General features: G+C 61.9%; 17 protein-coding genes. 1 reads left to right on the forward strand and 16 read right to left on the reverse strand.

The features are described 5' to 3' along the window. The first annotated feature begins 216 nt into the window (after nt 1-216). Nucleotides 217-366 carry a hypothetical protein gene (locus tag GGC64_RS28700; protein WP_192725998.1) on the forward strand — a complete coding sequence of 50 codons (150 nt, stop codon included), beginning with the start codon at nt 217-219 and terminating at the stop codon, nt 364-366. Nucleotides 367-860: 494 nt separating this feature from the next. On the opposite strand, the gene GGC64_RS28705 is transcribed toward GGC64_RS28700, so the two are convergent. From GGC64_RS28705 to GGC64_RS28780, 16 genes are all read right to left on the reverse strand, one after another. Next, a complete protein-coding gene (locus tag GGC64_RS28705) occupies nt 861-1715 on the reverse strand; it encodes an SDR family oxidoreductase (protein WP_192725999.1) in 855 nt (284 codons plus the stop codon). A gap of 169 nt (nt 1716-1884) precedes the next feature. Then, nucleotides 1885-3045 (reverse strand): acyl-CoA dehydrogenase, encoded by a 1161-nt coding sequence (locus tag GGC64_RS28710; RefSeq protein WP_192726000.1) that lies wholly within the window; start codon nt 3043-3045, stop codon nt 1885-1887. Between the two features lie 115 nt (nt 3046-3160). Next, on the reverse strand, nt 3161-3565 hold the full coding sequence (locus GGC64_RS28715; RefSeq protein ID WP_225952620.1) for a DUF732 domain-containing protein: 405 nt from the start codon (nt 3563-3565) through the stop codon (nt 3161-3163). Between the two features lie 83 nt (nt 3566-3648). Further along, a complete protein-coding gene (locus tag GGC64_RS28720; RefSeq protein ID WP_192726448.1) occupies nt 3649-4530 on the reverse strand; it encodes an alpha/beta hydrolase-fold protein in 882 nt (293 codons plus the stop codon). Between the two features lie 5 nt (nt 4531-4535). Continuing rightward, complete coding sequence (locus GGC64_RS28725; RefSeq protein WP_192726002.1) at nt 4536-4778, reverse strand: hypothetical protein; 243 nt, start codon at nt 4776-4778, stop codon at nt 4536-4538. Between the two features lie 26 nt (nt 4779-4804). Beyond that, nucleotides 4805-5263 carry a CAP domain-containing protein gene (locus GGC64_RS28730; RefSeq protein WP_225952621.1) on the reverse strand — a complete coding sequence of 153 codons (459 nt, stop codon included), beginning with the start codon at nt 5261-5263 and terminating at the stop codon, nt 4805-4807. A gap of 38 nt (nt 5264-5301) precedes the next feature. Beyond that, nucleotides 5302-5913, reverse strand: coding sequence for a hypothetical protein (locus GGC64_RS28735; protein ID WP_225952622.1), 612 nt, complete (start codon nt 5911-5913; stop codon nt 5302-5304). Continuing rightward, nucleotides 5910-6596 (reverse strand): Mce protein, encoded by a 687-nt coding sequence (locus GGC64_RS28740; RefSeq protein ID WP_225952623.1) that lies wholly within the window; start codon nt 6594-6596, stop codon nt 5910-5912. Before GGC64_RS28740 ends, GGC64_RS28735 begins: the two co-directional genes overlap by 4 nt. 6 nt (nt 6597-6602) lie before the next feature. After that, the gene (locus GGC64_RS28745; RefSeq protein ID WP_192726003.1) at nt 6603-8063 is read right to left on the reverse strand and encodes an MCE family protein; all 1461 of its coding nucleotides are present in this window, start codon (nt 8061-8063) and stop codon (nt 6603-6605) included. Between the two features lie 2 nt (nt 8064-8065). Beyond that, complete coding sequence (locus tag GGC64_RS28750; RefSeq protein ID WP_370582385.1) at nt 8066-9172, reverse strand: MCE family protein; 1107 nt, start codon at nt 9170-9172, stop codon at nt 8066-8068. A gap of 32 nt (nt 9173-9204) precedes the next feature. Continuing rightward, entirely contained in the window at nt 9205-10560 is a 1356-nt protein-coding gene (locus GGC64_RS28755) for an MCE family protein (RefSeq protein WP_192726005.1), read from the reverse strand. Continuing rightward, on the reverse strand, nt 10557-11909 hold the full coding sequence (locus GGC64_RS28760) for an MCE family protein (protein ID WP_192726006.1): 1353 nt from the start codon (nt 11907-11909) through the stop codon (nt 10557-10559). Before GGC64_RS28760 ends, GGC64_RS28755 begins: the two co-directional genes overlap by 4 nt. Beyond that, nucleotides 11906-12934, reverse strand: a complete 1029-nt coding sequence (locus tag GGC64_RS28765; RefSeq protein WP_192726007.1) for an MCE family protein — start codon at nt 12932-12934, stop codon at nt 11906-11908. Before GGC64_RS28765 ends, GGC64_RS28760 begins: the two co-directional genes overlap by 4 nt. Nucleotides 12935-12988: 54 nt before the next feature. Continuing rightward, a complete protein-coding gene (locus tag GGC64_RS28770) occupies nt 12989-14320 on the reverse strand; it encodes an MCE family protein (RefSeq protein WP_192726008.1) in 1332 nt (443 codons plus the stop codon). A 5-nt stretch (nt 14321-14325) separates the two neighbouring features. Further along, the gene (locus tag GGC64_RS28775) at nt 14326-15183 is read right to left on the reverse strand and encodes an ABC transporter permease (protein WP_192726009.1); all 858 of its coding nucleotides are present in this window, start codon (nt 15181-15183) and stop codon (nt 14326-14328) included. Further along, nucleotides 15180-15947, reverse strand: coding sequence for an ABC transporter permease (locus GGC64_RS28780; RefSeq protein ID WP_192726452.1), 768 nt, complete (start codon nt 15945-15947; stop codon nt 15180-15182). Before GGC64_RS28780 ends, GGC64_RS28775 begins: the two co-directional genes overlap by 4 nt. Between the last annotated feature and the right edge of the window lie 405 nt (nt 15948-16352).

Raw genomic sequence — 16352 nt, forward strand, 5'->3', positions numbered from 1 at the left:
CAATGGGCGGAGACCGCGCGGTTCAGATGCTGGCGATGCGTTTATGCGGCTGGTGGAGGCGGGATGGGGCGCCGAGGTCTCAGGGTCGCCACCGAAGGGGATAAGTCCAACAGCCACCACAACCCTTTCAGCCCAACCTATTTCGGAGGACCATGACCACACCAATGACCCTCAATCGTCCGCAGCGCCTCGAACGACGACGTCGACTTCGGCATCGTGTGGGGCGACGAGCGCAACAACTACTGGAGAATCGACGAGTACAAGGGCACGTTCGATCCGTCGAACGGAACGCTACGTGGCACCGTGGACGGCAGCGACGGCAGTTCCACGGACTGGAGCGTCACCGAGTTCTTCACCTGCAAGTAGCCTCGACGGGGTGACCGAACCCGGCGACGGGCCACCCCGCGGCGTGCTGATCGCGGCGATCACTGTGGCGGTGAGCGTCGCTTGGCGGTGTGTTGGCCCTTGCCGCGCAGTGGGGAATGCCTCGGGGCCATGGATGTTTCGGCTAACTGAGGTGAGAGTTATCGTGTGGATGTCCCGCGACGCCGCAGGGCTGACCACGCCGCGAGTGCCGTACCGTACTGGTTTGCCTAGAGCTCCCTCCAAAACGTCTCATTGTCACCGGAGGTGGAATCGGTGCGACTGGGCGAGGAAGCCGGACATCGAAATGGACAGTCCGCGTTTGCTTTCCGCACCGCTGACGCCACTAAGAGGCGAAAGGTCATACTTATTCTGAGTTTGATGTCGCAAATGACATCCTGACGACATTTAAAATGAGAAGACCTACACCGATTGCACTGTGCCACAGCGTGATTCCTATCAGCTTGTAACCCCCGGTCCTGCCGAGGGCCTGCTGCTCATCGCGCCGCTGCTTCCATCCAAAAATCGAGCTCTAGTTCGCTGTCATTCAGTCCGTTCTGATATGCCGCGAAGTCGGACAGTCCAGCAGAGCTGAGTACCTCGTCGTCGATGTGACAGCGACCGGTTCCGTCATGGAAGGTCGACGTCAAGATGAGGTGTGCAGCATCGCTCATGATGGTCGCGCTGCGACTTCTGGCCACCAGTTCCTTGCCGAGAATGTTGCGGACGGCAGCAGTGTCAATGGTGGTACGAGGCCACAGCGAGTTGACTGCGATAGCGTCGCGACTCAACTCTGCTGCAAGACCGATCGTGACTAGCGTCATCGCGAATTTCGAGATTGTATACGCCGTGCCAATGCGCTCGAAATGCTTATTTTCCAATGTGATTGGCGGCGATAAGGTGAGAATATGTGCGTTCGAGGACTTGCGCAGGTGGGGAATGGCTACTTTCGAGAGTAGGAACGCTCCGCGCGCGTTGATGTCCTGCATGAGGTCGTACTTCTTCATGTCGATCTGCTCGGTGTGAGTGATGTCGAGCGCACTCGCGTTGTTGACGACGATGTCGATGCCGCCGAACTGCTCGACCGCGGCGGCCACGGCCGCTTCCACCGCCTGATCGTCGCGCACGTCTCCGACGATCGGAAGGGCGTTCCCGCCCTCTGCCTCGATGGCTTTTGCGGCGGAGTAGACCGTGCCGGGAAGTTTAGGGTGCGGGCTGGCGGTCTTCGCGATCAACGCTATGTTGGCGCCGTCTCTCGCGGCGCGAACTGCAATCGCCTCGCCGATTCCCCGGCTGCCACCGGAGATGATAAGCGTACGGCCGGCAAGGGATCGACGGTTCACTTCAGTCATGGGGCGGTTTCTCTTACTTTCTGTGCGTTGCATGGTCACTAGGGCATGCACCATGCGATCTATTTGTGACGATCTGTTCGTTCAGTTTTTTTGTGAGGGCTCTTCCTCTGTGAAGTGCTTTCGGATATGGCGACTGCTGATCTGCACGACAATGAATTGGGCTCAGATGTCAGCGCATCAACGCGCGTGACATGACGATGCGCTGGATCTGGTTGGTGCCCTCGTAGATTTGGGTAATCTTGGCGTCGCGCATGAATCGCTCGACCGGGAAGTCCGCGGTGTAGCCGTAGCCGCCGAACAGCTGGACGGCGTTGGTGGTGACTTCCATGGCCATATCGGAGGCGAAGCACTTCGACGCCGACGAGATGAAGCCCAAGTTGGGCTCACCGCGTTCGGCACGCGCAGCGGCGGAGTACACCATGAGCCGCGCGGCTTCGATCTTCATCGCCATGTCGGCGAGCATGAACTGGGTGTTCTGGAAGTCGCTGATCGACTTGCCGAACTGCTTGCGCTCCTTGGTGTAAGCGATCGACGCCTCGAGCGCGCCCTGCGCGATGCCGACGGCCTGTGCACCGATCGTGGGCCGGGTGTGATCCAGCGTCGCGAGCGCGGTCTTGAACCCGGTACCCGGGTCGCCGATGATGCGATCACCCGGAATCCGGCAGTCCTCGAAGTACAGATCGGTGGTCGGCGAACCCTTGATGCCGAGCTTGCGCTCTTTCGGTCCCACCGTGAAGCCGGGATCGTCCTTGTGCACCACGAACGCCGAGATACCGGTGGCTCCCTTGTCGGGATCGGTCACCGCCATGACCGTGTACCACTGCGAGTGACCGCCGTTGGAGATCCAGCACTTCGACCCGTTGAGCACCCAGTCCTCACCGTCGGCCTTCGCACGGGTCCGCATCGACGCCGCGTCACTGCCCGCCTCGCGCTCACTCAACGCGTACGACGCGGTGGCCTCCCCCGCACCGATGGACGGCAGCACCTGCTTCTTGAGCTCCTCGGAGCCGTTCATCAGCAGGCCCATCGTGCCGAGCTTGTTACAGATCGGGATCAGCGACGACGAGGCGCACACCCGTGCCACCTCTTCGATGACGATGCAGGCGGTGATCGAGTCGCCGCCCTGTCCTCCGTATTCCTCGGGGATGTGGATCGCCGAGAAACCCGACGAGTTCAGCGCCGCCAGCGCCTCATCGGTGTAGCGCGCCTTCTCATCGACGTCGGCTGAGTAGGGTGCGATCTCTTTGTGGCAGAGATCGCGCAGCACTGCGCGCAGTTCGTCGTGCTCCTCGGAGAGTTTGTAAAAATCGAACGACGGGTTACCGAACATGTGGTCTAAGCGTTCCTTAATTCAACGGGCCTCGGAGAGGCTCCGACTGGGTCAGCGCCGACGGGCAACAGATGATCGCCGACGAAATCTGCGGCGTCTGAGGACTTTTCGGCGGTCATGGCGGGGGACGATAGCCTGCAGCCGTGTTTCGCAGCTGCCAGATCTGGGCGGGACACAGGATGCCAATCGCGTACGAGACGACGTAGTTGGCTGATTGCTCATCGCTGGGCGTGACGTCGCGCTTGGTGTCGGCCATCAGATCGGCGTACGGGACCCCTCGAGTCGCCTTGTCGCACAGTTCGAAACCGTAGGCGAGGGCGTCATTGTTGGGAAAGTCGAAGTGCCGCCGCACGATCACGTTGTAGGTGTACTCGACTTCCGGTGCAGGTACGGCATTCGCCGTGGCCGATTCCGGCACCATCGCCAGCGCCAATATCAGAACCGCTGCCGCACCGATGATTCCAAGGCGCGTTCCCGCCGACTGAACGTGCCAGATCTGCCAGCACCCGAAACAGTTCAACGGTGACCTCCGATCGCATCCAAGACCGCGGCACTTGAGTCTTTCGTGCGTGGCCGCCGCTGGGTCAGTGCCTGTATTCATAACTACCGAATCGAAGCGACAAGGTCGTTCGCCATCGCCTTGAGTTGGGGTGCCCAGGTTGACCATCCGTGTTCGCCTATGGCAGGAAAGTCGAAGTGTCCGTTTGTGCCACCGACCGATCGGTACTGCGCGTAGAACGTTCGATTACTTCCTTGCGCTTGGTCGGCGTAGCCGATCATCGCCGCAGGGTCAGAGGCCGTCGATGTTCCGGGACTGAAGATCCAGAGGCGTGTCTTGTTGTTGACAAGCAGGCCGGCGTGGAAGTTTGGGTCGTGCCACTTCCACCGCCCCAGTTGCGCGGCGCCCCACATCGCCTGCGTATCGACGCCGCCGTATCGCTGCATCCCTGCAGTGATTGCTCCATTGAGAGCGGTCTGCGATGGGCTCAGGAAGCCCGACATCGATCCCGCGTAGCGGAAGCGGTCGGGGTGAAATGCTGCGAGCGCGAGTGCTGCGTATCCGCCCTGCGCGGTTCCGACAACGGCGTTGCCGTCCGCCGCGACTCCCTTATGCGCTGCAAGCCAGTCGGGCAGTTCGTGTGCGAGGAATGTTTCCCATTGCTTACTGCTGTCCTGCTCCCAGTCGGTGTACATGCTGTATGCGCCGCCAGCAGGTGCGACAACTGAGATGCCCCTGCCCGCAAGGGTGTTCATTGCGTCGCCCTGCGTTACCCAGTTGCTGACCTGGTCTCCAGCATTGAACGCATCCAGCAGGAACACCGCATGCGGCCCCCCGGTGAGGAAGTCGACCGGGATATCGCGACCCATCGCGGCCGACGGAACCATCAGTCGTTCCGCGGTGGAGGCTCTCGACTCACCGATTGCGAACCACAGAGATGCCATCGACACTACGACGAGCACCGCCCGCAGGAGCCCGATCCGCATTGTGCTCACGGTTCCTCCTCGTAGTGCTCTGGGTGACGTCGAGCCTCGTTACCTACATCCCGACCTCTGCCTTCGATGCAGATTGAGGCGTCCCATGAACAGATGATCTGTGCGAACCGTCGGTGGAACTCCCTCGCGCGCATACCGAATGCCGGGAAGATGTCCTCGTCGTAGCGCACGCCGTGTGGCGTCCAGAGCCGCATGTGCGTCATGACGTCGCGTTCGAACTGATCGAGTCGTGGGTGCATCTCATCTGCTGTCGCGCCCGGTCGGTTCACCGGGGACGCCCGTACACTGCGACGACAACCGTGCGGTCGAGACTGTTCGCCGACCAGACCCCCACCTGGTGGTAGGAACAGTCGCGCATGATCGTGAGATAGGCCGGGTTCGAATACCACTGGTTCAACAACTCGATTCCACTGATGGCCAGGGCGGGATTGATGGCGACCGTCTCGGCGACCGCACCGGCGTATCCCGCCGCGTCTGCGCGATCCTGCGCGGTGGAGCCGTCTGACCCCAGGTCGCCGTCGAGTGTCCGGTTGTTGAGTACGTCGTTGGTGTGCCACTCGGCAGCGAGACGCAGTGTCGGGTTCACTGTGACGTCATCGGCACAGTGTTGTTGCCGGTGAATCGTGTAGATGTTCGTTGCGACACTGTTGTTCAATCGGCTGTTATCGGCCGCAGCGGTGGGTATGGCAGCTTGACTGCCCGCCAGCATTAGCGACAGCAGCATTGCCGCACGGCCGCACCGTAAGTGGGTTCGTCGGTGGGTCATCGCGGCTCGAATCCCGAGATAAGCCAATGCCCGTCAACCTTTTCGAGGCTTATTTCGACGACCGAGGCGGTATCGGTGGGGACGTCGTTGCCGACCGTCACCGTCTGGTTCACGAAGACCATGACCTTCGCCTTGTCCGCCGATGCCGACACCGACGAGCCGGCGGGCACGGTGGCGTTGGCGGAAATTCGCTTCTGTTTGGCGCCGGGTATCACGACGTCGTGGACGAGTGAGAGATAGGAGTCGCGAAAGGAGCCGGTGAGACGGTCACTTGCGGCGTTTAGCTTCGTTTCGGCAGTGTCGGGGGTGTAGGAAAGCAAGTCAATCGTGGCTTCGGTTGCCATCTGCACTGATTGCGCGCGAACTCGTTCAGTCTCTGCCGCGACGGCGTGCTGATATTTGAAGTATCCGGCTGCACCGGTCAGGGCCAGGCTCAATATCGATAGCGCTGCATAGCCGGCCAGTCGCGATAGACGGCGCCGCGGCTGATTAACCTCGTCGAGCGCTGCGGCGTTCGTGCTTTGCGGCCCGTCAGTCGACACTTCGCCGGGATCGACATCCTCCGCCGGGTCGACAACTCCGGTCGGGTCGGAGTCGTGGCCGGTCATGGAACGAACTCCACGTTCGAGACTTTCATCTCATCTCCTTGTTTCTTCACCGTGATCCGCATCCGCCACGAGCGCGGCGCCGCCTCAGGCGACCCTTGAAGCGTCGTCTTGACGTTCACTGCGACGAGAATCTGCGCTTGGTCACCGGATGTGGACTCGAGGCCGGCCTCAGAAATTGTTCCGACCGACTTGGATTTGGTTTGCTTGACGACTTCGATGAAGGGCTGCGATCGGCGCGCGAAGTCGTCGTAGAACGTTCCCGACGCTGACGCCAGGATGCGCTCGACGTCGGCATCGGCGTGCTGCCAGTCGATTGTGGTGAGGTTGAGCGCTCCTTGTCGGGCGACCTCGACGAATTGGGCCGTCTGTGCGGCCGCCCGCCGCGATTCGGTTGCCTGGTACCCCAGCCACCCGACCAGACAGGACAGCGCGATCACGATTGCCACGCCCGCCGCGATGAGCTGTTTACGTACGGTCCAGCTGCTCCGAAATGGCGGCCGGTCTTCAGAGGCGGAGGCGGTCGTGTTCCTCGCTTCATCGCTGGGCTCGACATCGGGGGCGTCATCGTCGGCTGCCGGGATGCTCTCGGCGGCGTCGCCGGCGCGCGGCTGATCTGCCGGAAGGTCATGTGGCCCGGTTGGCGCGGCCAGCGTGTTCCCTGGCGCGTTTCGAATGACGGCCATCAGTGGTCAGTGTCCTTTCGGCGGTACGAGGAGGTCTTGCCATGTGCCGGGTGATTTGGCTGTTCCGGCGAGATTCGCTTGCGTGTACTGGCGTCCGTCTGGGCCGGTGTAAGTGCCGGTGGCCGGGTCGTACTGAGCAACGGCTATCGGCGCCGGTGGCGGTTCCGCCGGCCCCGCCGGTATCGGTGGGATGCCGGGGAGCGTGGGCGGTACCGGCTGCCCCGATAACGTGGCGTTCGGATCGCCCTTCCAATTGAATCCGTCGTTCAGCGGGACGTACTGCTCGTCGCTCTCGCACATCTCGACGGTCGGTGCTCGCTTGCCCGGACGGGTCTCACATGGAAGGTTCCGCACGCCGCGCACATTGAACATCGAGTCCTGCGGGATTCGGCAGTAACGGTCGCCTGCGGGCCGCTCCGGGTAGTCAACCTCGCTCATCGACCGCATCTGTTGGGCCGGAAGGTATCCCGTCGTACACGGCGGCGGCAGATTCACATTGAGATTGAAGGACAGGTATGTACCGCGGTAGGCGGGCGGTGCGTCGCGGTTGGCCAAACCGGACCCTTGCAGCATTTCCATCGCCGGGGTGACGAGGACAAGTAGCTGCTCGAGGTTGTTTCGGTACACGACCGCGACGTTGGTGAGGCTGGTCAAGTTGGCCAGCACGATTGGCAGGCTGGGTTGGAGTCGATCGAGAAGCTGGCGGGCGGCATCGGCGGCCGCCGGCCCATTGTCGAGGAGGCCTCGGACGGCGTTGTCGTTACGTGCGAGGGATCCGGTGACCGTGGCTAGGTGGGAGGCCCACGCCTGGATCGAGTCGGCCGTGTCGGTCTGTGTGTCGAGGAGCGGCTTCGATTGGTCGACCACCGTCGTCAAAGCGTCGAGATTCGTACGTGCATCTATCGCCAGATCCGAAGTCCCCTTGACGATTCGGGAGAGTTCGGGACCGAGCCCGCCGACCGCGGTGTACGCCTCGTCGATCGCGGTCTTGAGTTCGCCGTGTGGGATCGCTTGCAGGCCTGCGTTGGTGGTGTCGAGCAGTGAGTTGATGTCGGCAGGCACGGTAGTGCGATCGACGGGGATCACATCACCGTTCTTCAGCATCGGGCCTGCCCCGCTTTGAGGCACTAATTCGATGAACTGCTCACCGATCGCATTCGTGCTATGCACCTGAGCTTGCAGGTCGGCCGGAATTTTGACGTCGGAGTCCAAGGAGAGTACGGCGTCCACTCCGGTCGGACTGAGGCGAACTGTTGCGATTCTGCCCACCTCGGTTCCGCGGTATGTGACATTGCCGCTGGCGTACAGCCCCGCCGCGGCAGGCAGGTTTACCGTCACCTCGTATCGTCCGGCGCCGAACAGCAGTGCGGGAAGCCCGATGAACTTGAAAGCCATTACGCCGCCGGCGATGAGTGTGATCGCCGCGAAGAACGCGAGTTGGCGTTGGACCCGTTTGGTCAGATGCATGTCTAGGGTCCTTGATCGGTCCGGTAGGGCGCAAGCAGCGGGTTGCTCGACGTGTACGGGCTGGGGAGCTGTCCGATGGTTCGACCCCAGCGCAATTCGGCCTCGGTTAGTTTTCCTTCGAAGCGGGTGCCGGTGAGCAGGCTCATGTCGATACGACTCAACGTCAAGTCCGCGATGACAGTGATGTTGGCGTAGTCACCGCGGAAGTAGTTCGACAGTGTGTCCTTGACCAACGGGAAGGTTGTCAAGACACTCAACGAGTGAGTCAAGGCCGGACCAGCATTGGCCAAAGACTGCAGTACCGGTCCTAGATCCCGCAGTTCCTGGACGAGATTCCCTTTTGTCTGGTCTACCGAATCCGCTGCCAGGGCACTGAATTTCCCGAGTTGGTCGACGGCCTCGATCAGATTGTCGCGTTGTTCGTTGACCACTTTCAGCGCGGCGGGGATGGTGTCGAGCGCCTTGTCGACGATCGGCTTTTGAGCTGCGAACTTGCCTGTCAGGCGGTTGAGGCTGTCGGTGGCTGCGATGATGTCGTCGGTCTGTTCGTTGACTTGGCTGGTGAACACGTCGAGCTGTGTCAGCAGGCTGCGCACATCGTTTTCGCGGCCCCCGAAGGCGGTGGTCAATGCCCGGGTGATGTCCTCGACGCGCCCGAGGCCACCACCGTTGAGCAGTAGCGACGCCGATGCCAGCGTTTGCTCGGTGGACGGGTAGGCACCGCCGGCGGACAGTGGAATCAACGAGCCGTTGTGTAGCCTGCCGTGTGGCGCCGCGTCCTTGGGCGGCGACAGTTCTATGTGCAGCGAGCCCAGCAAACTGGTCTGCCCGATCGAGATCGTCGAATTTTCGGGAAGCTCAACGTCGCCGTTGAGTTTGATCGTCAGCAGTGCGTGCCAGTCTTGACGCTCGATCTTCGTGACGGTACCGACGTTGACGTCGCCGACGCGGACGCGCGAGTTCTGTTGAATGTTGTTGACGTCGGGCATTTGAGCCTGGATGGTGAATGAACCTCTTTCGTCGCCTTGTGTGCCCGGTAACGGCAGCGAGTTCATCCCCCGCCACCCGCAGCCTGATGTCAGCACAAGGATCAGCCCGACCGTGGCCACGGTTCGGCGTGCTGTACGCCAGCAACGTACGTTCACGATCCACCTCCGGGCGGCAGCATGAGTCCGGGCAACCCGGTGGCTGGGTCAGTGCTCTGGGTGGTCGGCGGGTCGCCCGGCGCGGGTTCGGCTTCTGCCGGTAGTACAGGTCCTGCGCCCATGGGTGTTTGCGACGAGCCGTCAGCGGGTGCCGCTGTCGGTGCAGGGGTCTGCGGCGGTATGAAGTCCGGGCGCAAACGATCCTCGCTGTAGGTGACTTCGTTGGGCCGTGCGCTGGCTCCGACGAAGGGGTTGAGTCCGAACGGGAGAAAGTTGTACTGCCGGTTCTTGATGATGGGCGCAAGGTATTGCACGCACAGCTTCGACGACTGTTCGGCGCCTTGGCGCGACGCCGCCTCAATGGCGCCGCATAGAAACGTGATTGGGTTGCTGAAGTTGTTCATGGCCAACGCCCCGCTGAGGGTGCCTTGGGCCGGTTGATAGACGTTGACGGCATTGGAGAGCACCGTGGGGCCGGCGTGCAGCAGCTGTTTGAGGTCGCCGAGCTTCTCGTTGAGTGCCGTCGATACTGACGCGAGTTTGTCGGTGGTGGTTCCGAGCGCGTCGCGATTCTCGTTTACGAATGCGCTGACATCGGCTACGACGTCGTTGAGGTCGTTGACGGCATTGCCGACCTCGTCTGGATCGTCGGCGAGCAGGCCGCTGACTGAGGCGAGATTCTGATTCAGCTGTCGGATCAGATCAGTGCTGTCCTGCAGGGCGGTGACGAGCGTCGCGAGGTTCTTGACACTGGTGAAGGTGTCGGCACTGTGGTCGCCGAGCGCCGAAACCGTTTGGGACAGTTTGATGATCGCGTCGTGGATGGCCGGACCTTGGCCGCGCAGGTTGTTGGCAGTTGTGCTGACGAACTCGCCGAGAGTACTCACGCCGCCGGGCTCTGTGGGTTTGAGCGTGTCCGAGAGGCGTTGCAGCTGGCCGCGGAAATCGTCCCATTCCATCGGGACAGCGGTTCGGTTCTCGTCGATGACCGCGTTGTCCTTCAGCGCGGGACCGCTGCGGTATGGGGGCGTCAGTTGGATGGCCCTGGCCGTCACCAGCGTGGGCGACAGGATCACCGCCTTGACGTCGGCTGGGACTTTGATGGAGTCGTCGATCCAGAATGAGATTTTGACGCGGTCGGGTTCGGGCTGAATCTTGTCTATGGTGCCGACGTTGACGCCCCTGATGCGTACATCGTCGCCCACGAAGACTCCGTTGCTGTTGGCGAAGTAGGCGACAATGTGGGTGCGGCCGATTTGGTGGACTGTGCCGATCAGTAGGTAGCTCGCCGCGGCCAGTATCACCACCAGGATCGCCGCGAGGCCGATACGGGCATATCGCTGTGGTCTCATCGATTTCCATCCGTGCTGTGGGGTACCGGCTCGCCGGGAGCGGGAACGAACACCGGGCTGGGCGTCGGCAGGGCTGTCTCAGGCGGCCCCGGGGGTAGCTCGGCGGGGGGTCCAGGCGGTGGACCGCCCGGCGCCGGTGCCGGTTGCGGCTCCCGGTACGGGTAGCAGCCCGGTCCTGGCAGGGGAATGCCGGGTGGGCCGCATTGCTGGTCGGCCGGATTTCCGGTGATGGCATCGGGCAGCGTCATTCGCGGATCGCCAGCTTGACCGGTACGAGGGAAGGGCACCGGCAATGGGGGGGTGCCGGGTTGTCCCACCTGCGGGTCGGTGCGCTGGGAAGGCGACAAGGTGTTGGGGTCCAGACCGAGGTCGGAGAAGGCCGCGTCGATGAACGGCTGCAGAAACTGGCCGGGCAGCAGATTGGCGAGATAGGCCTTGAAGAAGGGGCCCGAGGACACCGCTTCGCCCAGCCCCATCACGTAATTGCGGAATCCGGTGATGGATTGCTTGAGTTGGTCGCGTCGGTTGTCGACGATCGTGAGGACCTCGTTTAATTTGTCGAGCGCCGGTTTCAACGTCGTGCGGTTGTCACCGATGAATCCGCGGACCTGTTGCGCGAGTGCGGAAACGTTTCCCGATATCTCATCGAGGGCTGCGCTCTGGCTGCGGAGTTGGGTTAGCAGAGCGTTGGTGTCGTGAATCAATCGGACGATGGTGTCGGTGCGGTCGGCCAGCACGGTGGTGGCTGTGCGGGCGTTCTCGAGCAGACCGCGGAGTTGGTCGTCGCGTTGATTGATCGTCTGGGAGAAGCGCGCTATCCCTTCCACGGCGAGTTTGAGCTGTGGGGGCGTATCGCGCAGGGTGTCGCTCAGCGTGGATAAGGAGGCCGACAGGCCCTTGGTGTCCAGGCCGCTGATCGTGGTGGTGAGATCACCGACGGCATCGGGCAGTTGGTAAGGCGATACGGTGCGCGTGAGCGGAATGGGTTCGTGTAGTTGCCCTGCGCCGCGTGGGGTCACGTCGACGACCTTGTTGCCGAGCAGGCTGATGGTCTTGATGGCGGCCTCGCTGTTCTCGCCGAGGCGGATATCTCCCGATATTCTGAACGTGACCAGGACACCCTCGGGCCGCAGTTGGATGTCGGTGACTTGTCCGGATTTGAAGCCCGACACCTGCACCGGCGCCCCCGACGTGAGGCCGCCGAGCTCGGCGAAATACGCCGAATACGTTGTGCCGGAATTGATCAGCGGCAGCTTGTTGAAATTCAGGGCACCGGCACTGAGCAATCCGATCACTGCGATACCGACGACACCGATCATCACGAGTTTGCGGTCACTGAGCGGCTTCATCGTGGAGTGCACCTCCCCGAGTCCTGGCCGGCCACCTTGATGTACACCGGTTGTCCGCCCTTTCCGTTCACCTTCAAAAGGAGGTCGCAGAGGTAAAAACTGAAGAAGTCGCCGTAGAGGGCTTGACGATTGAGCATCCGGTAGGCGTCGGGAAGCGTGTTGAGCAAGTTGTCGAAGTAGTCTTTCTCGCCGAGTATCGCCGAGGAAGTGCGGTCGGCTTCGTTGATCGTGGTCTGCAGCGGCGGCCGGGCCTGGGTGAGCAGATCGGCGATGGAGCCGGCCGCTGCATTGGCGTAGGCCACGCCGTTGCTCAGGTCCTGTTTGCGGGCTTCCAGGCCGTGCACCAGGTCCGACAACGAATCGATTGCAGTGCCGAATTGGTCAGCGCGGTCACCGAATGACCCGAGCACGGTGTTGAGGTTGACGATCACCTGGCCGATGAGTTCGTCTCGGTCCGCCAGTGTGTTGGTAAGTGCGGCAGTCTGAGTGAGGACCGACCCGATGGTTGCGCCTTGGCCTTGGAAAGCCGCGACCAGTTGACTTGTCAAGGCATTGACCTGATCGGGTTGCAGCGCCCGGAACAGTGGCCGGAATCCGCCGATGAGCGCGTCGAGATCGAGTGCAGGAGCCGTTCTTTCGACCGGAATGGTGCCACCGACCGGAAGTTTCTTTACACCTCCGGTGCCTTCTTCGATCGCCATGTAGCGACCACCGATGAGGTTGTCGTAACGGATGACCGCCCTGGTGCCCTCGGTGAGGACGACCGAGTCGTCGGTTCCGAACGTGACGGAGACTGAACCATCCCCTCGCACAACGATTTTCTTTACCTTGCCGACCTCGACGCCGGCGATGCGAACGAAGTCGCCATTACCCAGCCCGCTGACCGAGGTGAACACCGCGTTGTAGAAACGTTCGTCTTGAAAGCGGAGCTGTGCAAACACTGCAACGAGCACGAAGGCTCCGAACAGACTCACCGCTAAAAAGGCCCCGATTCTCAGCAGCAGCCCGGATAGCTTGTGGTGCAACGTAGTACTCCTTCGGACTGATTAGGGCGAGCTCGAGCGCAGCGTGAGCGAAGGTCATGGAGTGGGAGGCGGCGCCGGCGGGACGCCGGGGTATAGCGGGCTGCCGTCCAGTCCGTACTGAGGTGCGCCGTAGGGCGGTGCACCGGGGTAGGGAGCCGGTCCGGGCGCGGGCGAGCCTGGGTAGCGGATTCTCGGTGGTTCGGGGATGGCCTTCGTGACCGGGAAGTAGTTGGCGATGCCCGGGAAACCGATTCCTGGATTCGGTCGTAGGTCCAAACCGGTGCCGAAGCCCGTGTCAGTGACCAGCGCTCGCACGGGCCAGTTGTCGGCCACGTCAGGTAGTGAGCCGCAACTCGGCTTGCCGCCGGCACCGCCCTTGGCGTTGTTGACCGGCAGGTTGTCGGGGTACCGGTAGGGGTCATCACCCAACAGCAAGCCTGCGTCCATGATGAACGACTTACCGTTGCCACCCAACGCGTATCCGTCGTCGACGACCTTCTTCGCGCCGACGAGGGTGCATGTGAGCGCCGGGTTGTATTTCATCAGCAGGCTCGTCGTGGACTGCAACGCATTGATCGTCGCCACAAGGTTGTCCTTCGTCGGCCCCAGAAGCCTCACGCCGCTACGGGAAAACCCGGCAACGTTGAGCAACAACGAATCCAGTTGCGGCGCTTTGTCGGTGACCGTCTTGCCGGTGATGGCCGCCGCGTCAAGGGTTTTCAGAATGTCATCAGCGGCCGCGCTGTAGACATCGCTCACCTCCTTGAGCGCCCGCCAGTCATCGCGGATCGTGTCGGAGCGCGAGTTGAGCGCCAGCAGCACCTCATTGGCGTCGGAGATCGCCTCCCCCAGCCGCTCTCCGCGCCCGTTTACTCCGTCGGCGATCGCCGACAGCACGGCGTTCAGCTTCGACACGTCGATTTGCTTGAGAAGTTCAACGAGGTTCTCAAACACCGTGTTCGCCTCGACGGTGACGTTCTCGGACCTCAGTACCGCACCGTTGGCCAACCGTTGGGTGGAGGGATTCTTGGGATAGATGAGTTCGACGAACTTAGCGCCGAAGAGCGACGTGGCGCTGATCCGGGCCTCGACATTGGCTGGAATGTATTTGATTTGGTCAGGGTCGATCTCAAGTCGAAGACTGATCTGGTCAAGACCGCCGTTGACGGTGACGACGTGGCCGACCTGCACGCCGCGCATCTTGACCTTCGAATACGGCTCCATCACCAATCCGCTGCGTTTGGCCGTCAGGGTCACCGGCACACCGCGGGTAAAGCTTCCGTTGAACGCACCAATGGCAACCGCGATGACACCGATCAACGCCACAACCACCAACAGCGCTAACCAGCCCGACGAGATTCTCGGCTTCGAATTGGATGCGGACATCTCGCTCATCCCGCGTACTTGAAGTTGCCGGTTTGGCCGAAGATCGCCAGTGTCACGAACAGGATCACGATGGTCGCCGCCACGAGTGACGCGCGGGTGGCACGTCCCACCGCTTCGCCGACCCCGGCCGGTCCGCCGGATGCGTTGTATCCGTAGTAGGTGTGGACGAGCATGATGACCACGACCTCGACGGCGGTCACGATGAAGGAGCGGATCAGATCGGCGGGGATCAGGAACGTGTTGAAGTAGTGCTGATACACCCCTCCGGATTGGCCGTAGAACGCGGTGGTGATGACTTGTCCCGAGAGGTAGCCCATGATGAGAGCCACGCAGTACAAGGGAACTACGACGATCAAGCCGGCGGCGACGCGCGTGGAGACCAAATAGGCCACCGACCGGATGCCCATCACTTCCAGAGCGTCGATCTCCTCATTGATCCGCATTGCGCCCAACTGGGCGGTCGCGCCCGCCCCAATAGTGGCTGCGAAAGCGACCGCCGCTGTCACGGGCGCTACCAAGCGGGTGTTCACGAACGCAGAGACGAATCCGGCCAACGCCTCGGTCCCGACTTGAGATAGCTGGTTGTAACCCTGGCTAGCCAACGACCCACCGGTCGATATGGTCAGGAAGGCAACCACAGCGACCGTGCCACCAATGACGGCCAGAGATCCGGTACCCAGACTGATCGCCGCGACCTGGCGCAGCAACTCCCCTTTGTAGTGGATAGCTACGTCTCGGAGACCTCGTAGGGCAGTGCCGTAGAACCGGGTTTGATCACCGATCTGCCGCCACGCCGCCACGGTTGTCCGCGCTGCGCGCACCACGCGCGGAAACCGCTGGCCCGCAAGAACGTTCACGCTCATTTGGCGACCTCGAATCCGACCGCCGTGATCACGACGTTGATGATGAAGAGCACGATGAAGGAGAACACGACAGTTTCGTTCACTGCGTTACCGACGCCAGCTGGGCCACCGTCGACATTGATCCCCTGAAAACAAGCAACGAGCCCGGCGACCAGACCAAAGACGGTGGCCTTGACCATCGAGACGACCACGTCCGTCAGCCCCGTGATGAACGTCAATCCAGTCACGAAGGCGCCCGGGGTCACGTGTTGGAAAAAGACGGCGAAGAAGAATCCGCCGATGAGGCCGGCCACCGTGACGAGCGATGACAGCAGCAGAGCCACGACCGTCGCGGCCAGTACGCGGGGAACGACAAGCGCTTGGATCGGATCGATTCCCATGACTCGCAACGCATCCAGTTCCTCACGGATCGTGCGCGCTCCGAGATCAGCGCACATCGCCGTCGCTCCGGCGCCGGCCACCACAAGGACGGTGACTATTGGTCCGATCTGATTCACTGCGCCGAGCGCGGCACCCGTACCCGAGAAGTCAGCCGCACCGAACTCGATAAGCAGAACGTTGAAAGTGAAGACATTCAAGACAACGAATGGGATCGACACCATGAGCGCGGGGAACATGGACACCCGCGCTACGAACCAGATCTGCTGCAGCAACTCGATCACGGCGAGCCGAGTCGTGAACAGAGTGACCAAGGTTTCCAACGCGAACGCGATGAACTGCCCGACCGTACGGAACGGCTTCAGTACGACGGCGTTCGACCACATCTGTTGGCCGCGCCCGGACTCCTCAATCCGTGAGATCACGAAACCGCACCAATTGCCGATGTGGGCCATTGATACTGCGCCCCACCGATGGCAGCCAGCGATGTCACGAGATTGAAAACCGGTGCGATCGCGCCGACACCAACTGTGCCAGCGGGAGATCTCAACTGGCTGCACACGCTGCGTCGCATGGCGTTTCACCCCTCGTGGTCTCGGTATGTCCTGCGCAGTTTTCTGCGTCGTCAGTCACATTTGCGGCGGAGTTTCCGCGCGCGGAACCGTGGATCCGAATCGGATCAGCGCGTCCACAGCAAGTAGGACCGCCTGAGCCGGCGACGCCGCACTCAGGCCAGCGATGTAGCGATTTCGCTTCCCGACGGGTAGGCGTCCCACCTTGCCGGCAACGAA

The sequence above is a fragment of the Mycobacterium sp. OAS707 genome, from assembly GCF_014873705.1.
In the GTDB taxonomy this organism is placed as follows: domain Bacteria; phylum Actinomycetota; class Actinomycetes; order Mycobacteriales; family Mycobacteriaceae; genus Mycobacterium.

Bases quoted from the DNA above. Each gene is read 5' to 3' on its own strand.
- GGC64_RS28755 (WP_192726005.1), bottom strand. From the start codon at position 10,560: ATGAGACCACAGCGATATGCCCGTATCGGCCTCGCGGCGATCCTGGTG.
- GGC64_RS28735 (WP_225952622.1), bottom strand. From the start codon at position 5,913: ATGACCGGCCACGACTCCGACCCGACCGGAGTTGTCGACCCGGCGGAG.
- GGC64_RS28775 (WP_192726009.1), bottom strand. From the start codon at position 15,183: ATGAGCGTGAACGTTCTTGCGGGCCAGCGGTTTCCGCGCGTGGTGCGC.
- GGC64_RS28780 (WP_192726452.1), bottom strand. From the start codon at position 15,947: ATGTGGTCGAACGCCGTCGTACTGAAGCCGTTCCGTACGGTCGGGCAG.
- GGC64_RS28720 (WP_192726448.1), bottom strand. From the start codon at position 4,530: ATGCGGATCGGGCTCCTGCGGGCGGTGCTCGTCGTAGTGTCGATGGCA.
- GGC64_RS28710 (WP_192726000.1), bottom strand. From the start codon at position 3,045: ATGTTCGGTAACCCGTCGTTCGATTTTTACAAACTCTCCGAGGAGCAC.
- GGC64_RS28725 (WP_192726002.1), bottom strand. From the start codon at position 4,778: ATGCACCCACGACTCGATCAGTTCGAACGCGACGTCATGACGCACATG.
- GGC64_RS28770 (WP_192726008.1), bottom strand. From the start codon at position 14,320: ATGTCCGCATCCAATTCGAAGCCGAGAATCTCGTCGGGCTGGTTAGCG.
- GGC64_RS28740 (WP_225952623.1), bottom strand. From the start codon at position 6,596: ATGGCCGTCATTCGAAACGCGCCAGGGAACACGCTGGCCGCGCCAACC.
- GGC64_RS28745 (WP_192726003.1), bottom strand. From the start codon at position 8,063: ATGCATCTGACCAAACGGGTCCAACGCCAACTCGCGTTCTTCGCGGCG.
- GGC64_RS28760 (WP_192726006.1), bottom strand. From the start codon at position 11,909: ATGAAGCCGCTCAGTGACCGCAAACTCGTGATGATCGGTGTCGTCGGT.
- GGC64_RS28705 (WP_192725999.1), bottom strand. From the start codon at position 1,715: ATGACTGAAGTGAACCGTCGATCCCTTGCCGGCCGTACGCTTATCATC.
- GGC64_RS28730 (WP_225952621.1), bottom strand. From the start codon at position 5,263: ATGCTGCTGTCGCTAATGCTGGCGGGCAGTCAAGCTGCCATACCCACC.